At 47.4% G+C, this 17432-nt stretch carries 15 protein-coding genes and 1 tRNA gene; 8 read left to right on the top strand and 8 right to left on the bottom strand.

Annotation, left to right across the window (positions count from 1 at the left end; translation table 11 throughout):
* Window positions 1–12 precede the first annotated feature (12 nt).
* From E0E47_RS12530 to E0E47_RS17360, 4 genes are all read left to right on the top strand, one after another.
* Window positions 13–828: a porin family protein gene (locus tag E0E47_RS12530; RefSeq protein WP_008628975.1), complete on the top strand. Its 816-nt coding sequence runs from the start codon at window positions 13–15 to the stop codon at window positions 826–828.
* A 20-nt stretch (window positions 829–848) separates the two neighbouring features.
* Window positions 849–1505 (top strand): calycin-like domain-containing protein, encoded by a 657-nt coding sequence (locus E0E47_RS12525; protein WP_172604706.1) that lies wholly within the window; start codon window positions 849–851, stop codon window positions 1503–1505.
* Between the two features lie 458 nt (window positions 1506–1963).
* Window positions 1964–4507 (top strand): calycin-like domain-containing protein, encoded by a 2544-nt coding sequence (locus tag E0E47_RS12520; RefSeq protein WP_130893873.1) that lies wholly within the window; start codon window positions 1964–1966, stop codon window positions 4505–4507.
* Window positions 4508–4524: 17 nt separating this feature from the next.
* Window positions 4525–4698 carry a hypothetical protein gene (locus tag E0E47_RS17360; RefSeq protein ID WP_008628967.1) on the top strand — a complete coding sequence of 58 codons (174 nt, stop codon included), beginning with the start codon at window positions 4525–4527 and terminating at the stop codon, window positions 4696–4698.
* Window positions 4699–4814: 116 nt separating this feature from the next.
* Here the strand turns inward: E0E47_RS17360 and E0E47_RS12515 are convergent, their stop codons facing one another.
* Window positions 4815–5924, bottom strand: coding sequence for a hypothetical protein (locus E0E47_RS12515; RefSeq protein WP_008628965.1), 1110 nt, complete (start codon window positions 5922–5924; stop codon window positions 4815–4817).
* Window positions 5925–6233: 309 nt separating this feature from the next.
* Between E0E47_RS12515 and E0E47_RS12510 the strand changes: the two genes are divergently transcribed.
* Window positions 6234–6680: a copper resistance protein NlpE gene (locus E0E47_RS12510; RefSeq protein ID WP_130893872.1), complete on the top strand. Its 447-nt coding sequence runs from the start codon at window positions 6234–6236 to the stop codon at window positions 6678–6680.
* Window positions 6681–6805: 125 nt separating this feature from the next.
* Here E0E47_RS12510 and recO read toward each other — a convergent pair whose 3' ends face one another.
* Window positions 6806–7531, bottom strand: coding sequence for a DNA repair protein RecO (recO, locus tag E0E47_RS12505; protein ID WP_130893871.1), 726 nt, complete (start codon window positions 7529–7531; stop codon window positions 6806–6808).
* A gap of 209 nt (window positions 7532–7740) precedes the next feature.
* On the opposite strand from recO, the gene E0E47_RS17355 reads away from it, so the two are divergent.
* Together E0E47_RS17355 and rpsT are read left to right on the top strand one after the other, a co-directional pair.
* Window positions 7741–7812 (top strand) — tRNA-Glu (locus tag E0E47_RS17355).
* 30 nt (window positions 7813–7842) lie between these two features.
* Window positions 7843–8097 (top strand): 30S ribosomal protein S20, encoded by a 255-nt coding sequence (gene rpsT / locus E0E47_RS12500; RefSeq protein WP_008628959.1) that lies wholly within the window; start codon window positions 7843–7845, stop codon window positions 8095–8097.
* Window positions 8098–8179: 82 nt separating this feature from the next.
* On the opposite strand, the gene E0E47_RS12495 is transcribed toward rpsT, so the two are convergent.
* Complete coding sequence (locus E0E47_RS12495; RefSeq protein WP_008628958.1) at window positions 8180–8821, bottom strand: thiamine diphosphokinase; 642 nt, start codon at window positions 8819–8821, stop codon at window positions 8180–8182.
* Window positions 8818–9396, bottom strand: a complete 579-nt coding sequence (pnuC, locus tag E0E47_RS12490) for a nicotinamide riboside transporter PnuC (RefSeq protein WP_008628957.1) — start codon at window positions 9394–9396, stop codon at window positions 8818–8820. The genes E0E47_RS12495 and pnuC overlap by 4 nt, the downstream gene beginning before the upstream one ends.
* A gap of 220 nt (window positions 9397–9616) precedes the next feature.
* On the opposite strand from pnuC, the gene gyrB reads away from it, so the two are divergent.
* Window positions 9617–11584 (top strand): DNA topoisomerase (ATP-hydrolyzing) subunit B, encoded by a 1968-nt coding sequence (gyrB, locus tag E0E47_RS12485; protein ID WP_008628956.1) that lies wholly within the window; start codon window positions 9617–9619, stop codon window positions 11582–11584.
* A gap of 96 nt (window positions 11585–11680) precedes the next feature.
* Here gyrB and E0E47_RS12480 read toward each other — a convergent pair whose 3' ends face one another.
* The 4 genes from E0E47_RS12480 to ung form a co-directional block, all read right to left on the bottom strand.
* Window positions 11681–14074 (bottom strand): leucine-rich repeat domain-containing protein, encoded by a 2394-nt coding sequence (locus E0E47_RS12480; protein ID WP_130893870.1) that lies wholly within the window; start codon window positions 14072–14074, stop codon window positions 11681–11683.
* Window positions 14075–14403: 329 nt separating this feature from the next.
* A complete protein-coding gene (locus tag E0E47_RS12475; RefSeq protein WP_130893869.1) occupies window positions 14404–15681 on the bottom strand; it encodes a hypothetical protein in 1278 nt (425 codons plus the stop codon).
* 304 nt (window positions 15682–15985) lie between these two features.
* Complete coding sequence (locus E0E47_RS12470; RefSeq protein WP_172604771.1) at window positions 15986–16570, bottom strand: DUF3109 family protein; 585 nt, start codon at window positions 16568–16570, stop codon at window positions 15986–15988.
* 27 nt (window positions 16571–16597) lie between these two features.
* Window positions 16598–17260, bottom strand: a complete 663-nt coding sequence (gene ung / locus E0E47_RS12465; protein WP_130893867.1) for a uracil-DNA glycosylase — start codon at window positions 17258–17260, stop codon at window positions 16598–16600.
* Window positions 17261–17432 lie beyond the last annotated feature (172 nt).

The following is a 17432-nucleotide window of genomic DNA, read 5'->3' as shown; positions in this document are numbered from 1 at the left end:
AAAGAAGAGAACATGAAACATCTGAAATATATCCTAATCTTTGCCCTGTCATCAGCCATGGGCACGTTACAGGCACAAGACCTCAAAGAACTGATGAAGGAAAACCGCGAGAACCGGGAAGCCAACTATGCGAAATGGGGACCGACATCCGACCACGACGGTATGGGCTATGTCGTCAGGGCCGGATTCGTGCTAGGCGGAACGACTCCTCTTCCTCTTCCCAAGGAAATCCGTAAAATCAACGAATTCGCTCCGAAGGGCGGTTTCAGTTTAGGAATAGACGGATATAAGTACTTCAATACGAGATGGGGACTTTCCGCCGGACTTCGTTTTTTCATGCAAGGCATGCGCACGGGGGCTGAAGTGAAAAACTACAACATGGCCATCGTGATGGGCGAAGACGTGGTAGAAGGACGTTTCACGGGGACGGACATTACCGAGACCCGCATGACGGGCTTTACGATTCCCGTAACGGCCACCTACCGTGTAGGAGCCAGATGGACATTCAATCTCGGCCCTTACGTCAGCTATTGGATTTATCGTGACTTCGATGGCGAAGTCTTCGACGGCTATTTGCGCGAAGGCTCACCCGTGGGACAAAAGATAACCATCGGTACCGACAATCCGGCTTCTTACGACTTCAGCGACAACATGCGCCATTTTTCTTGGGGGATGGAATTCTGTGCCGACTTCCGTATAAAGAAGCATCTCAACGTCTTTGGACTGTTGGACTGGGGTATGAACGATGTGTTCAAAAGCGACTTTGAAACCGTCACGTTCTCACTCTTCCCACTCTATGCCACTTTCGGAATGGCTTATTATTATTGATCACTTAAAAAAATATGAATATGAAGAAGTTATTTACCTTATTATTATTTTGTGCAAGCCTCACGCAAGGGTACGCCATGAACGCTGCTTCAACAGGAAGCAAGGCATCTAAAGAGTACACAGACAAACTCGTTGTCACCATTAACGGTGAATCCAGTCCTGAACAAACTACTAAAATCACGGTAGAGACCCCCAAAGACGGCATCATGAACATTACACTTCCCAACTTCTGTCTTAGCGCAGGAGAAGACATGATGTATGTAGGGACAATCAAGGTGAATGAAATCCCGTTGACAGCTTCTGGATTGTATAACACATTCACCACGAACCAGACCATACAAATCGAGGCCGGAGACATACCTATTGAAGGCATGTGGCTCGGTCCTATGTTAGGCGATGTGCCCCTACAAATGGTAGGTAAAATTTCCGATGACAAATTCTACACTACAATCGACATTGAAATGGTCTTGCTCGGACAAACTATCCACGTCGTATTCGGCACGGACGATTTTGGTTCTTCCATTCATTCTGCCCAGTCTGAAAAGCAAATGCAAACGACAAACGTCTACACTCTGCAAGGCATTCTCGTGAAGGGCAATGTGGAAAAAGCCCATGCCCTCGACGGATTGCAGAAAGGCATTTATATTGTAGACGGCAAGAAAGTTATCAAAAAATAAAGTAACGGGCTGCGATTCCCCTAAAAAAAGAAGACAAATGCCGATGGAGGGTTCTCCATCGGCATTTGTCATATAAACAGCTGAATACAAGACACTTCCCAAATCTCAACGACCTTCTTCGAAAAACTGCGGAGAACGAAAAATCAATCTGCTTAGAATGATTTTCCATTCTCCTGAGATCAATTTTTCAATCTCCTGAGATTGATTCGCTCCCTTCTGCCAATGGCATCCGGATTTTCGTTATCTTGACACAACGCCCCACCTACCCCCTTTCTCTTCTTACCCTGCCCCATTCCTCCGGGCAAAAACGGTAAACCCGTGATTCTACTGAAATTACTACCGTAAAAGCCGAAAATCCTACCAAAACAGGATATGCCCTTTTGGCCTTTCTGCCTACTTTTGTATTGGCCAAACGAACTAAAAGCAGCTATTTACAAACTATAAAAAGATAGATAAGAATGAAGAGATTGTTTACTTTGTTATTGGGGGCAACATTTGGCTGCGGAATACAAGCGCAATATCTCCCAAATACAGGTTTTGAAGCATGGAAAGAAGTTTGCGGTAGTTCCTACCAATCAAGTAAAAGCGGAAAAAGCGGTGGAGCCGAAGGTTTCAGGCAACGCCCGGGAACCGAACCAATGGATTGGAACGGTTCAAGCGTAAACCAAAAAGTTTGGGCTTTCCTTTTTTCACAAGAAAAACAAGAAAAACTCATAACACAAGGTGTAAGCAGAAACGGAACAAAATCCGTGGTTCTCACCAATAAATTTGTCGGTGTCGGTACTATAGGTAGCAATGCACCCGCTTTCATCACATTTGGCACCCCGTGGGTCTATGCCGTTTCTACTATTTCGGATTGCGATGGCGGCGTATATGGCGGGACGAATTTCACTTTCCGTCCTGACGCCATCAGAGGATGGTACAAACGTACGCCATCCACAGAGGGAAATGAAAACGCCCACATAATCGCCTATCTGTGGAAAGGGGCCTACAGCTCAGGAATCAAGTCACACACAACAAACGACATAAAAGAAGATGTAGACCGCGTTGTTATGGGAAAAGAGAGTGGAACGGCAAACGGGACGCTCATTGCGTCATGCGACTATGGATTCGCCACTACCACAAACAATGACTGGCAAGAAATCATCGTGCCGCTAAATTACGAAAAAGGGCAAGAAAACACCATTCCTGAAAAAATGAATGTCATCATTTCAAGTGCCGATTATTGGACGCGTGCTAACATCAAAGACCAAAGCATACTGGAAGTGGACGACGTGCAATACTTGTACTATTCCCAATTAGCCGAACTCTCGTACGACGGCAAAAGCATCGACGGTTTCAGCAAAGACAAATACGAATATACCATCACGGCAGATTACGACGAAAGCAAACTTTCCGCTAAAGCCGACGGCATAGGCGCCATCGTGGAGAAGTCTTACGATGAAGAAACACACAAGCTTACTATCACGGTGAAGGGGAACGACATCAGTGCCAATACAGAAAACTTCCATACTTACACGTTGGAATTCAAGCAGGCAGAAGAACAAATACCCTTGGAAAGCACCGACTATTCCGGCTTCTTGACCGTGACCGTCAATGGCAATTCCGCAGATTCCCAAATCACAACTATCCGATTAATCAAGAATACGGACGCGTCCTATTCCTTCGCCTTGGACAACTTCATATTGGGAGCAGGCGAAGATGCCATGCCCATAGGTAACATCTTATTGAAAAACCTAACCGTAAGCGAAGACGGGAATATCTTTACCGCAAACCAAACCATACAAATCACAGAGGGAAACAAAGAAGGTGTTACAAGTTGGCTCGGACCGCAATTGGGGGATGTCCCCGTGGTACTCTCTGCCACCAAAAACGGAAACAACATGACAGCCGACATCGACATTGACATGACTAGCACTATCGGACAGGTCATTAAAGTCTCTTTCACGCCAGTACTGGAAACCAAGTTTACCAATCCATTGCTCGTGACCATCAACGGTAATTCCGCAGATCCCCAGATTACAACTATCCGATTAATCAAGAATACGGACGCGTCCTATTCCTTCGCCTTGGACAACTTCATATTGGGGGCAGGCGAAGATGCCATGCCCATAGGTAACATCTTATTGAAAAACCTAACCGTAAGCGAAGACGGGAACTCCTTTACCGCAAACCAAACCATACAAATCACAGAGGGGAATAAAGAAGGGGTTACAAGTTGGTTCGGACCGCAATTGGGGGATGTCCCCGTGGTGCTCTCTGCCACCAAAAACGGTGACAACATGACAGCCGACATCGACATTGACATGACTAACACTATCGGACAGATAATTAAAGTCTCTTTCGCACCAGAACTTGTCATAAACGGCACCACAACGTTAGAAGTGACCGGAGGAGGGCTTTACAACGTGACTCTCTCCCGTAATTTTGCGGCAAATTGGAACACGATATGCCTACCATTCGACACTACACCCACTACATTAGGTGCAACACAGGTACAAGCTTTCACCGCTTGCGACGGAACTACACTCACTTTCACTAAAACAGAAAGCATGATGGCCAACACGCCCTATCTCATTTATTTTGAAAAGGCACCTGCCACTCCCTTGTACATCAGCACAGAAATCAAAGCAACCGCCCCCACTTCCGTAACCCACGGCAACGTGACCTTCGTCGGCAACTATGAAGCAGGCAAGAACATGGAAGGCCTTTACGGCGTAGCCGAGAAAGCAGGCGAACAGTACATCATGCGCGGCGGAACGGGCAGCACACTGGGCAGCACAGGAGCCTATTTCACCGTAAGCGGATCTGAAGTGAATACCCTGCGCATCCGCCTTGAGGGAACCGGAACCGGCATCTCCGACGTGGAAGCCGGGAAAGGCGGCCAAACCTTCGACATCTATAGCCTGAACGGCATCAAGGTGCGCAGCCAAGCCACCACTACCGACGGCCTGCCCAAAGGCATCTACCTCATCAACGGAAAAAAACATATCGTAAAATAAAAACAGGAGACACCGAAATGAAAAAGAACATTTATACCACGCCCGTTGTGGGAATAGTGAAATTGGACACAACAGGAATTATCGCGACATCCGCACTGGGCACCGGGGACAGGAACGACATCGAAATAAAGGATGAAATCTTCGAAGGCGAATTCCGTTCCAACCGGAATCACTGGGAAGGACTCTGGTAAGGCTAAACCTGAACTTTATCCATAACGCAAGTGTGGGGCGCAGCACGGAACGCAGTTCCGGCCCGCCCCACATTTCTGTTTCCCGGCACTTTGCCAAACAGGAAACAAGCACAATGCTAAGCCTTGGCGTTGAGGGCAGACCTTTTCTTCAGGTAATCGTCCAACTTCATGCCTTCCATACGCTCAAAGCAAATACGGGCGGTCTTGGACGAGCCGAAACCGACAACGACACAATCGGCCACCGAGACGATTGAGCCGTCGGCCACTCCGCGCTTCAATGCACTGATACGGTAAGAATTGATGTAGTCGTGGCAATTGTTATAACCTTGGCTCCGGAGGCATTGCAATAACAAATGGCGGTTGATTCCCGTGGCCTCGCACAGGCGGTCGCGCCCGAACGTGTTGTCTTGCCACTCACGGTCATGTTGCATGAAGAACTCCACCCGCTCAAAACGACGCCGGTTGGTTTCGTTGAAGTCCTCCTTTTCGGCCTGCACGATAACCTCTTCCGTGGGTGCTTCATCCACCTCTACAATCTCTGGCTTAGGCAAATGGATGGCCATGGTCTCCAATGTCCGATAGAACAAATACATATTCAAAAGACAGAACAAATAGAAATAGACTAATAACAACATGGCATTGAATACTGCCGTAACTACTATATAGAACACCATATTCAGCCCCATGGCGGTCACGTAACCTTTCAAATAACGGGGTATCTCGGCATTCTTGACCAACAACCGGGGCAGGCGAAGTATATTGGTCACATAGTAGACAGACAACCCCAAACCTGCCAGACGGAACAACATGTCCGGCCCCCACCAACACTCCGCCAGTTCGGAGTAGGTATGGACAATCACCGGACGGTTTCCCAAAAGCAGACTGGCGACATATAATATAATAAGGAATATGGCCGGCGAGGCATAACGCCACATCCGTCCCCACTGCAAATATCCCGGCATGGGGATGCTCAAGGGATAAATGCCCTGAAGAAAAGAAGTCACCACCAACAACAAAAGCATGAAAGGATGGAGCAAGCCGACATTCGCGAACTTGAGCAAGGGCATGAACGGGAAGGACACACAAGTCAACACTCCGAATATGCCCATAATCCATGCCAAGGACAAGTATTGCACCTTATAACGGGAATACAAGAACAACACGGAGGCCATCATCAAGTGGATGGTAGCAATGACGACGAGGGTAATAAGAATATAGGTCTGCATATCAGGCAAAGATATAAAAAACAGCCCAGTTGCAAAAGCCTATGGATAAAAAATTGATTCTGATTGCTGTTGACGCCACTTTCCGTAAAGCCCCGTCTTTTGCGGCAGGCGACGGTTGCCAATAATCCGGAAAACTCGTTAGCCAACAAGATTGTGCACATTGCCTTTTTGCCCAAAGGGTCCTCTGGTATGTTAAAGTCGAAAAGATTATCCGGGTTCATGATTTCATTCCCAAAATAACATGTACTTTTGTGTGTCTTGAAGAAACAACTGTTCTAAGGCAAACTTATAAAAGAAAGGATTTTAAGTATGAAAAAAATGAATCAGATCTTGGCAGCAGCCTTGTTGGCTTGCATGGCCGCCTGCACAAGCAACCAGAAAAAAGAAGCTGCAACAACAGAAACGACAGAAACGGAAGCAGCCACAGCCGTCGGCGACACAACTGCCCTCGCCATGACGGGCACCTTTGAAGGTATATTTCCGGCTGCATCCTGTGAAGGCATCCGCGCTTCACTGACAATCAATGCAGACAGCACTTATACCTATAAAAGAGAATACATCGGCGAAAAAGACGAGAAGTATGAAAGCAGCGGCATTTACCACCTGAAGGCAAAGGACTTGATTGAACTGATTACTCCTTCTTCCGGAGAAAAGACTTATTTCAAACGTGTCGAAACAGGCTTTATGCTGTCTGACAGCCTGGGCACAGTCAATCAAGGCGAGCTTGCCGGACACTATATATTGAAAAGACAATAGACTTTTCATTTGGCACACGCAAAAGGAAGAAGCCACATAGGCTTTTTCCTTTTGTGATTCAAAGCTTTCTTGCATATCCCTTAAGGACATACAAGCCCCGGACATTGCTTCCCCCACGCTCGGAATCAGGCAAAAACCTCCTTCAGGACATCCAAGGATTTCAATTCAGGGAACTCCGGGACATGCAGCCTGTAATACTCATCCAACACCTCTAAGTAACGACCGCGCTCCAGACGGTTCATCGCAAAAAAACGCATCGTATCATAGTTCATCCGCATGAAGAGGGGGATGAGAGCCGCCTCTTGCGGTTCCAAATATGCATGGCGAGACGGGGAAGAGGACACAAAACAAGCCTCCACCATGTCGAAACAATCCCCCTTGTGCCACTCCTCCACGTTGGGATAGAAACCAAGAAACCGCGTCAGCCGTGTGAGAAAAACCAGATGGAAGTTTGAGAACCCCTCCCCGCTAGCATCCAACCATTGCAAAGAATAGAGGATATAGGAAAAAAGTGTGTCGCTCCCCTCTTCATGTTTCAACACACGGCAAAGGAATTCGGCCAGGAACAAAGCCATGGAAGACTTACGTGGGTCGTACGGCAACGTCTGATAAACATACTTGAACCGCACATCCCGTATGCGCTGCAAAGCCGACTTCTGCCGGTAGTCGAAATCTATCTCCAAAATGGAAAGCGGCCGAAAGAACACACCTTTGAGGGCCGCCTTACGCGATTTTGGCAACTTTACCATGAAAGACACCGTCCCACGTATGGCCGTATAGATATCCACAATCAAAGAATTGTCGTTGTATTTTAGCGTACGCAACACCACGCCTTGCGTTTTTTCCTGCATAAATCTCCATTTTTGGGGACTAAAATTAGGAAAAACGACCGAAATACGGGAAAAAATCACCAAAAACACATTTTTTTGAAAGATTTTCCTCGATTTATTTTGTCGGTTCAAAGAAAAGCCATACCTTTGCATCGCAAATGAGAACGGTAGTCTGCAAATGACTTGAAAACGGTTTCAGAAAGCAAAAGAGCGAAAGCTCAAATCGCGTTGGTCCCTTCGTCTATCGGTTAGGACGAGAGATTTTCATTCTCTAAAGAGGAGTTCGACTCTCCTAGGGACTACTAAGTTGAACGAATTATTTAAACGTAAAGATGGCAAACCATAAATCATCATTAAAAAGAATACGGCAGGAGGAAAAAAGAAGACTCCACAATAGATATTACGCGAAGACCATGCGTAATGCTGTTCGTAAGCTTCGTGCTACGACAGACAAGGCTGAGGCTACAGCGATGTATCCCAGTGTACAAAAGATGTTAGACAAATTGGCTAAAGTAAACATCATACACAAGAATAAAGCTGCCAATTTGAAATCTAAATTGGCCATTTACATCAACAAATTGGGATAATTCCGATAGTATCATATATAGGAAAGAGTTGAAGTTTCTTCAACTCTTTTTTTTGTATCTGTACCCATTGGGCAAACTGTCCCTAAGAAACCGTCGGCATATTGATGAACACTAAATACTCCCCCTCCCCACGTATCACGAACTCTTCACCGGTCGCCTCGTTCAACGTCCCTTGCCACCAGTTGGCAAAATCGCGCAAAGGATAAGCCAGACCTTCCCCACGCAAGCCTCGCGTGCCGAAAGCAAAAATCGAAACCTGTACCCCCTTGCAACAGAAAAAACGGCAATCCCCTTTCACCGGTACGAAAAAACCATAATCCGTATACATACGTACTTCCGCTCCCATCCGCATATATTCCATCAACAGGCTGATATTCCCCAAAGTATGATCTTCCCTACGCCCCGTAGCACCGACAATGGCAATCCGACGAAATCCTTTTTCCAATAGATAGCTCACAGCTTTGGTCTGGTCGTTTGTCTCTTGGTCCGGATTATACCGGATAATACCCGCATATCTTTTCTGGTTTTCCACGCTCAACGAATCTCCATCCCCTACAATCCTGTCCGGCACGCGTCCCGACTCTAAACAACGGTCGGCCGCCCCGTCACAACATACCGTAAAAGGAGCTGTATCCAGTATCCTCAACGGCAAAGCCGACACGGGAAACTCCCCATTCCCCACGACTACCGCTTCCGGCACAAAATCCCAACCGACCCGTCTCATTTCTCCTCTTCCATCATTCGTATCCATTTCTTATATCCTCCGATAGCAATTAGGGCATAAAGGCCGTACAGTCCGGCCGTAAAATAAAGTTCTTTATAAACATACAATCCACAGCAAACCACATCGACTATAATCCACACCAACCACTGCTCTACGTATTTACGGGCCAACATCCATATTCCCACGATACTCAAAGCCGTCGTAAAACTATCCGACCAAGGCACGTCACTATTGGTAAACTCTGTTAAGATCCAGGCAATCAATACCAAAGTGACCACAAAGACCGAGAACAGAGGCACATAAATCCGGGGAGGAGTATGGGTTATCGGCAGAGCAGAAACAGCGTCCTCCTTTCCGCCCCACCCGTATTTCCAACTCAACCATCCGTACGCAGCCGCCAACAGATAATAAACATTGATAGCAAAATCTGCGTATAACCCTGCTTCATAATACACGAAAATATAGATGGCCGGCATGACTACACCTACTATCCACAAATAAATGCTAGCTTTATACTCTAGCCAAAGATAAATCAGACCGACACAGGTACCGGCTATCTCCAGACAATTACCCATCACCTCTTTTTCCAATTATTAAAAAACCGACATCATGACCCGGCAACTTCTTTAAACGGCAAAATTACACTTTTCGGCCGACGCAAGCAAACATCCTCGTCTAAACACGACAAACCCACAGGATTTTCACGGTTACATAAAGGGCAAAACCCTCCTTTTTCCTTTCCCCTTTCAAAGTTTTTGCGTATATTTGTGCGTTAAATATGAACGAATTAAAACTATGTCAGAAGAAGAAATAAAAGGCACAAATTATTCGGCCAGCAGCATTCAGGTGTTGGAAGGACTGGAAGCCGTACGCAAACGTCCGGCGATGTATATCGGAGACATCAGCGAGAAAGGTTTGCACCACTTGGTTTATGAAACCGTGGATAACTCCATCGACGAAGCACTTGCCGGCTATTGTACTCACATAGAAGTCACTATCAATGAAGACAACTCCATCACCGTACAAGACAACGGCCGCGGTATTCCGGTAGACATGCATGAAAAAGAGCACAAGTCCGCATTGGAAGTCGTAATGACCGTACTTCATGCGGGTGGCAAGTTCGACAAGGGTTCCTATAAGGTGTCCGGAGGTCTTCATGGTGTCGGTGTGTCTTGCGTAAACGCCCTTTCTACCCACATGCTTTCGCAAGTCTTCCGGGAAGGCAAGATTTACCAACAAGAATACGAATGCGGCAAGCCGCTTTATCCGGTCAAGGTCGTAGGCGAAACCGAACTTCGGGGCACACGCCAACAGTTCTGGCCGGACAGCAGCATCTTCATCACGACCACTTACAAATATGAGATTCTGGCCAACCGCATGCGCGAACTGGCATTCCTGAATGCTGGTATCACCATTATCCTGACCGATATGCGCGAAAAGGACGAGAACGGTGTGCCGCGCAGCGAGACATTCCACAGCAAGGACGGCCTGAAAGAATTCGTGCGCTACATTGATTCCAGCCGTATCCACCTGTTCAACGACGTGATATACCTGAACACGGAAAAGCAAGGGGTTCCTATCGAAGTAGCCATCATGTACAACAACGGTTATACGGAAAATATCCACTCCTACGTCAACAACATCAATACCATAGAAGGCGGTACGCACTTGGCCGGCTTCCGCACGGCACTGACCCGTACGCTGAAGAAATACGCTGAAGACGAATACGCCAAGGAATTGGAAAAGCTAGAGAAGAACAAGGTGGAAATTTCCGGCGAGGACTTCCGCGAAGGACTTACCGCCGTCATTTCCATCAAAGTGGCCGAACCGCAGTTTGAAGGACAGACCAAAACCAAATTGGGTAACAGCGAAGTAGCCGGTGCCGTACAGCAAGCCGTAGGCGAAGCCTTAAGTTATTATTTGGAGGAACATCCAAAAGAAGCCAAACTTATTGTGGACAAAGTCATCCTGGCTGCGACAGCACGTGTGGCCGCCCGCAAGGCCCGTGAAAGCGTACAGCGCAAGAGTCCGATGTCGGGCGGCGGTATGCCGGGCAAGTTGGCCGACTGTTCGGACAAGGATGCAGCCAACTGCGAACTGTTCATCGTCGAGGGTGATTCGGCCGGCGGCTCTGCCAAGCAAGGGCGCAGCCGTCAATATCAGGCCATCCTCCCCATCCGCGGTAAGATATTCAACGTGGAGCGTGTCATGTGGCACAAGGCTTTCGAACATGAAGAAGTGAACAACATCATACAGGCTTTGGGCGTACGTTTCGGCTTGGGCGAAGACAGCAAGGAAGCCAATTATGAAAAGCTACGCTATTACAAAGTAATCATCATGACCGATGCCGATGTCGATGGTTCCCACATTGACACACTGCTGATGACGCTCTTCTACCGCTACATGCCCGAACTCATCCAGAAAGGCCACTTGTATATCGCCACTCCTCCGCTTTATCGTTGCAAGAAGGGTAAAATCGAAGAGTATTGCTATACGGAAGCCGACCGCCTGCGTTTCATGCAACAATATAACAACGGTTCCGAACAAGGTATGACAACCCAACGCTACAAAGGTTTAGGAGAAATGAATCCGGAACAGTTATGGGAAACTACCATGAACCCCGAAACACGCCTGCTGAAGCAGGTCACCATCGAAGACGCAGCCGGAGCCGATTACGTGTTCTCCATGCTGATGGGCGAAGATGTCGGACCGCGCCGTGAGTTTATCGAACAGAACGCCACTTACGCCAATATCGACGCATAAACATGGACGGGCAATGAAAAGCCCCCTGCCATATAAAACAAAAGAATCCGCTTCGACATAGTCAAAGCGGATTCTTTTGTTTCTATCTGCAAGCAATCAGTCTACCACTACCTTACGAGTTGTACCATCGCTCATCTTAATCAGGTTGATGCCACGCTCCGGCTGCGTAATCTTGCGACCGTCCAACGTATAGCGGCCTACTTCTTTCACCTCTTGAGCTGCCGGCAAACCGTTGATGGCAGAAGCGTCGAACTCTTCAATATGCCCGAAACGCGACCATTCCACGGCATTCTTATAAGCTTCCAGACTGCCTTCCGGAACATAAAGCGTCACTCCGGACAAGTCGTACGGGAATGTATTTTCCTCCAATACTATGGGAGAGGGATTATAAACCCGGCACTCTTTCAGCCTGCAATAAGAGAACATGCCATAACCATAAACCGCCTCAAGGGTTGAAGGCAATGAAATAGACTCTATCCTGTCGCCAAAATAAATCTCAGGCACAGTGATATCCGCGCTGCGCATGCGCGCCCATTCATCCGGCTCGCCGATATACTTCACCCCCTCTTCTATCCTTACCCTCGTCTTGGCCGGAGGTACCATATACACCGTAACGAGGTCTTTGGCATACACAATACCATCCACCGACTTGTAGTAAGGATTGTCGGGCGACACCTCAAAGGCTTCTACATAATATCCAAAACCGGAAGCTTCCCAATCACCGACAGATGCAGGCACATAAACCTTCTTGACGGGCAGGTCTGCAAAAACATCCGGCAAGAAAGTGATACCTTCTTCCAATGTCAAACCGGACAAGGCCGTACAATAATCAAAAGCGTTGCCAACCACAGTTTTCAACGAAGCCGGCAGGTTGATTTCCTTCAACTTATCACAATTGGCGAAAGCATAGGATTCTATCGTCTCCAAACCATCGGGCAGAACCACCTTGACCAAAGATGTGGGACGGTCGAACGGAGTGAACGCCTCTTTGCCGATGGTCTTTGTACCCGGCTTGATGGTAATTTCTGCCAAGTCGCCTGCCAAGCCGATGGCCGTCGTTCCGGCATAAATCACGCCAGGCTCATGGTTTTCCAACCACGGTGTCCCCACGAAAGCGGAACTTTCGGCCGACGCACTCCCTTTAAAGATAACCTCCGTCAACTGCTTGCTGTTGCCGAACGCACCGTAAGACACCATTACCCCATCGGGAATGGTCACTGAAGAAATCAACGAGCCATAGAAAGCCATACCGTCCACCTTGACAACATCGTCAGGCAGCACAACCTTGCCGGTCAAGGCCGGTGCCACCAACATGGCCACCCAACCTTCTTCTCCTCCGCCTATGGCTTCGTCCGCCTTTTGGAGCAACACATTGCCGGAAGCCGCAAAGTGCTTGTTTCCTTCGGCCACAGTCAGTTTTTCCAACTTCTTCAACATGCCGAATACCGGCACAACACGATCTTCAAAATTATAATCATCCGAAGGAATCTCAACATGCGCCACATCAGCGACATCCGCCGGTATGTGGAATGATGTCAATCCACCGGCCAAATCCACCAAGCTCCTTTCCCCATTAAAAGGCTCACGTGAATAAATGGCATTGTCCTCTGAAACATATTCGGCATTTCCCGCTGCGACAGACAAAGAAACCAAATTCTCCATAGCGGCAAACTGCGCAGCTTGATAAGACGATGTCAACCTTGCATCCGCCGGCATCGTATAAGATGTCTTGTCCACACCGAGAAAAACGATTTCACGCAACCTCACATCAGAATTCCATTCTGTATACCATCCGTACAGCACATTGTCTTCTACTTCATAACGTTCACTCTTGCCGGACATCTCTAACTTGGCCAAAGACGGGCAACCGTCAATGGAAATACCTTCTGCCGAAGCCGGGAACGTTGCGGAAACCAAAGACGGGCAGTCCTTCACTGTCAGATTAACCAAACCGGCCGGAAACACAATACCCTCGATATTGGGCTTATCCTCCAAATACAATGAAGGACGTTCTCCTCCCACCGCATCGTCCGGAACGACCACCGTGCCTTTCACCATGCGCGGAATGACAAGGCATCTCTTCGGCAATGTCTTACTGTAAAGGCATCCGTCCTGCGAAAAGAAGAATTCGGAACTTGGATCCACCGTCACTTTCTCCAACTGGTCGCAATCGTCGAAAGCATACTTTTCATCACTGAAACCTTCCACCGTGGCCGGAATCGAAAGCGAATGGATGGATGAAGCGATGATGGCATCCCCACCAATCCACACCACGCTGTAGTCCACACCCTCATGCTGCACAGAGGAAGGAATGACTATATCCTTCACCCCACGGGGAATGGCTGACAAAGTAACCCGTTGGCTTTCTCCGCTACGGACGATATACTTATAACCATCCACCACAAAAGTGATCGGTGCGCCCCAAACCTGCACGCCTGCGCCCCACAAAAGGGCACAAACCCACAACCATAAAAAAGTAACTCTTTTCATAACTTATTTTTTTAATTACACATTGCTCTCTTCGTAAGAGATAAACTGACGAGAGTAATAAGCTATACAATATAGAGATACAAATCTGTTTTATGTCAGACTCTTGACAAAGTACTGAATTTGTTTGTAACCTCTACTATATTTATCTTCGTTATTCTTGTATTTTTCAAGTTATTAGCATAACTTTGTCCTGTCAGTTTATCTCTTACGAAGAGACAAACCAACGACATAATAAAGCCCCAATGCTCTAATCTTCAAAATAAAAAATGCCGTTTTAGCATAAAAAAATAGCTAAAACGGCTTTTATTATCTTAACACCTCTATCAAAATCAATAAGCAGCTTCGAGCACCGTAGTGTAGATAGACCGCATCAACAAATCATCTTCTTCCGAATAGTCGGAGAAACTTTCCAACACATTGACACGATTCCCATAGAAAACGGCAGTGGCAGTTGTTCCGTCATATTCCTCACCAAAGTCATAGGCATAAATGACACCATTGGCCTTGTCCTCCCATCTCCAATAGGAAAGCTCCACAGAACCATCGCGGAAAAATTGCAAGTAAGTACCTGCTTGCGAGAACAGCACACGTTCCATGGCTTCACTTCCCACGTCGAAGATGTCTTCTTCCGCCCAATCTATGCCGTAACTGTTCACATAGGTAGTCACTTGGTCGGCATCCACACGATAGATGGCATCATATACATTCACCTTTTCCATATAATACTGTGCACGTTCTTCCACGGCCGTCCACATACGGCAAAGATTTCCGGAATTTCCCGTCAACTCATCGTCCACGTTCACAGCCTTTTGTACAGGTACCTCGGTCTCCACTCCATCATAGCCTATCATTTTAAAAGCTGTGATATTACCGTTTCCGTCCCGTCCTTCCACAACCAATGTACCAAGCCCTTCCAAACTGTATTCATTTTCAATAACTTGTTCAAAACGCCCTGCTATCAACATCGTGTTCTCAATATTGCGGCTGAACACAGGACGGCGATTGAACAAACCGGCCACTTTCGTAGCCTTGCGTGCCGCAGCTTTCACGCCATAAGGATAGGCGGCAGCCTTTATCGCCACATATTGCCCGTCAGCTGTCAGTTCGATAGAACGGTAAGGAATTTCAGAGGTATTGATTTCATACTTTCCGCTCACGTCCGCATAACGTGCAGCATCGGGCAAATCGACAGGAGCAGAAGTGTCATATTCGGGAGCAGACTGAGGGATGTCACCGCCTCCTTCGCCTTCACCGCCAGAAGTCCCGGGACGCAAAAACACCTCTTCATAACCATCCTCATCCACAGCCACCATTTTAGTATCTGAGATAGAAACAATCGTCCAACGCATCACTTCGCCATCGGCCGAAACGGTCACGGTCTTAGAAGCCGCATCATAAGTGAACGAAAACGGATACCGTTCACCTTCCTCCACTATCACGCCACTTCCGTTAGCATTAAATGTAATTTCATCTCCATACCACAACCATGTACCCAACAACTCTTTAGGTGCTCCCACATCACCTTCATCGTCATCGTCGCAAGACACAAAACTTACTCCCACCATTAAAGCCAGAAGTAACATCCATAAATAACTTAGCTTTTTCATAATACCTTGTTTTTAATTAATAAATAATCGCACTCTTCCCAAGAGAGCGACTGACGTATTTAAAACATTATGAATGAATTCCAGACTATGGTTTTAAATCACGTGATTTAAAACAGCTTGCTCATTTTGTTGGACAATGCTAAAATATTTTGCATTGTTCTTTCTTCTTTCTCAAATAATTATGGTATTTTTGCATTGTCAGTCGCTCTCTTGGGAAGAGAGCGACTGATATTTTTTTACTTTCGCAGAACAAGCCTATACTGTCAGACGGTTTACGATTCACATCATCCCTGCATATCGGCTCTCATTCCAAGTAGCCCTGTTCTTTCAATTCCTTTGCTGCACTCTCCAGTTCCGTGTACCATTCTTCGCCGAAACGGCGTATGAGCGGTTCTTTCAGGAAACGGTAAACCGGAAGATTCAAATGCCCGCCCTTCATCACGGCCATCTTGCATACATCCCAACGATGGTAGTTCAACGCCACACAACCGCCAATCTTCTTCAAACGAATGGGGTAAAGATGGCAGGACAACGGTTTGTAGAACGAGATCTTCCCTTCGCGGTAGGCTTTCTCCAAAGCACAATAACAATAACCGCGCTCGTCATAACACGTGAACACGCAATCTTTCCCGTTGACAATACTGGTGACCATATCTCCGTCTTCATCCGTGTAAACCACGCCCTGCCGGTCGATCACAGCCTGGGCCGAAGCCGACAACCAAGGCCATACCACCGGCAAAGCCTCTTCCAACTCGGCCACTTCGTCCAATTCCACAGGAGCACCCGCATCTCCCTCTATGCAACACTCCCCCTTGCAGGCATCGAGGTCGCAACAAAACTTCTCGCTCAAGCAATCGATAGAGATAATGGTATCGTCTATCTGAATCATAGGTATACGGTCGTTCTTCATGACATCCTACCAATTTATCGGTGTTTCCCCATGTTGCTCCAAATAAGCATTGGCCAAGCTGAAATGCCTGTTCCCGAAAAAGCCATGATAGGCAGACAATGGAGACGGATGGGCCGAAGCCAATACCAGATGGCGGCTACGGTCTATAAACGCCCCTTTCTTTTGGGCATAAGCCCCCCAAAGTATAAAGACCAGATGTTCGCGTCCCTCGGCCAACGCCTTGATGGCGGCATCGGTAAACTCCTCCCATCCCTGACGCTGATGCGACCCGGCCTGGTGGGCACGTACCGTCAATGTGGCATTGAGCAACAACACACCTTGTTCAGCCCAACGGGCCAGATTGCCACTCGGAGGCACCGGTACCCCCAAATCATCATGTATTTCTTTAAAAATATTCTGCAAGGACGGCGGAAAGGGGACTCCGTCATTGACAGAAAAACACAAACCATGCGCCTGCCCCGGCCCGTGATAAGGGTCTTGTCCGATAATGACCACCTTCGCCTTGTCATACGGGCAGAGGTTGAAAGCATTAAAAATCAACTTTCCCGGAGGATAACAAGTCGTCGTACGATACTCCTGACGAACGAAATTCGTCAACTTCACGAAATAAGGTTTCTCAAATTCCGGAGCCAAATGCTGTTTCCAACTCGGTTCTATTTGTACATCCATAAACTCTTTCTTTATACCTACAAAAATAAAGCTTTTTTTCGGTAATCCGGAGATTTATTCCCGTTTTTGAGACCATAGGCGCATCAAAGGCTCCTCAACGCCATGATAGAGAAGAAATGCCGACACCCAAGAGAGGACAAAAAAGGGCAAAGCCTCCACGCCCCTGAGTGCG

Origin of the sequence: Paraprevotella xylaniphila YIT 11841, from assembly GCF_900683745.1 — a bacterium.
Taxonomy (GTDB): domain Bacteria; phylum Bacteroidota; class Bacteroidia; order Bacteroidales; family Bacteroidaceae; genus Paraprevotella; species Paraprevotella xylaniphila.
The sequence above is the reverse complement of the archived record's forward strand: the minus strand, read 5'-3'. Positions and strand labels throughout refer to the sequence as shown.

Excerpts from the sequence above, each read along its gene's own strand:
- E0E47_RS17360 (WP_008628967.1), top strand. The coding sequence starts at position 4,525 with ATGAAAAAGAACATTTATACCACGCCCGTTGTGGGAATAGTGAAATTG.
- E0E47_RS12470 (WP_172604771.1), bottom strand. The coding sequence starts at position 16,570 with ATGATTCAGATAGACGATACCATTATCTCTATCGATTGCTTGAGCGAG.
- E0E47_RS12525 (WP_172604706.1), top strand. The coding sequence starts at position 849 with ATGAAGAAGTTATTTACCTTATTATTATTTTGTGCAAGCCTCACGCAA.
- E0E47_RS12530 (WP_008628975.1), top strand. The coding sequence starts at position 13 with ATGAAACATCTGAAATATATCCTAATCTTTGCCCTGTCATCAGCCATG.
- E0E47_RS12495 (WP_008628958.1), bottom strand. The coding sequence starts at position 8,821 with ATGAGACGGGTCGGTTGGGATTTTGTGCCGGAAGCGGTAGTCGTGGGG.
- E0E47_RS12480 (WP_130893870.1), bottom strand. The coding sequence starts at position 14,074 with ATGAAAAGAGTTACTTTTTTATGGTTGTGGGTTTGTGCCCTTTTGTGG.
- E0E47_RS12515 (WP_008628965.1), bottom strand. The coding sequence starts at position 5,924 with ATGCAGACCTATATTCTTATTACCCTCGTCGTCATTGCTACCATCCAC.
- E0E47_RS12510 (WP_130893872.1), top strand. The coding sequence starts at position 6,234 with ATGAAAAAAATGAATCAGATCTTGGCAGCAGCCTTGTTGGCTTGCATG.
- gyrB (WP_008628956.1), top strand. The coding sequence starts at position 9,617 with ATGTCAGAAGAAGAAATAAAAGGCACAAATTATTCGGCCAGCAGCATT.
- E0E47_RS12475 (WP_130893869.1), bottom strand. The coding sequence starts at position 15,681 with ATGAAAAAGCTAAGTTATTTATGGATGTTACTTCTGGCTTTAATGGTG.
- ung (WP_130893867.1), bottom strand. The coding sequence starts at position 17,260 with ATGGATGTACAAATAGAACCGAGTTGGAAACAGCATTTGGCTCCGGAA.
- recO (WP_130893871.1), bottom strand. The coding sequence starts at position 7,531 with ATGCAGGAAAAAACGCAAGGCGTGGTGTTGCGTACGCTAAAATACAAC.
- E0E47_RS12520 (WP_130893873.1), top strand. The coding sequence starts at position 1,964 with ATGAAGAGATTGTTTACTTTGTTATTGGGGGCAACATTTGGCTGCGGA.
- pnuC (WP_008628957.1), bottom strand. The coding sequence starts at position 9,396 with ATGGGTAATTGTCTGGAGATAGCCGGTACCTGTGTCGGTCTGATTTAT.
- rpsT (WP_008628959.1), top strand. The coding sequence starts at position 7,843 with ATGGCAAACCATAAATCATCATTAAAAAGAATACGGCAGGAGGAAAAA.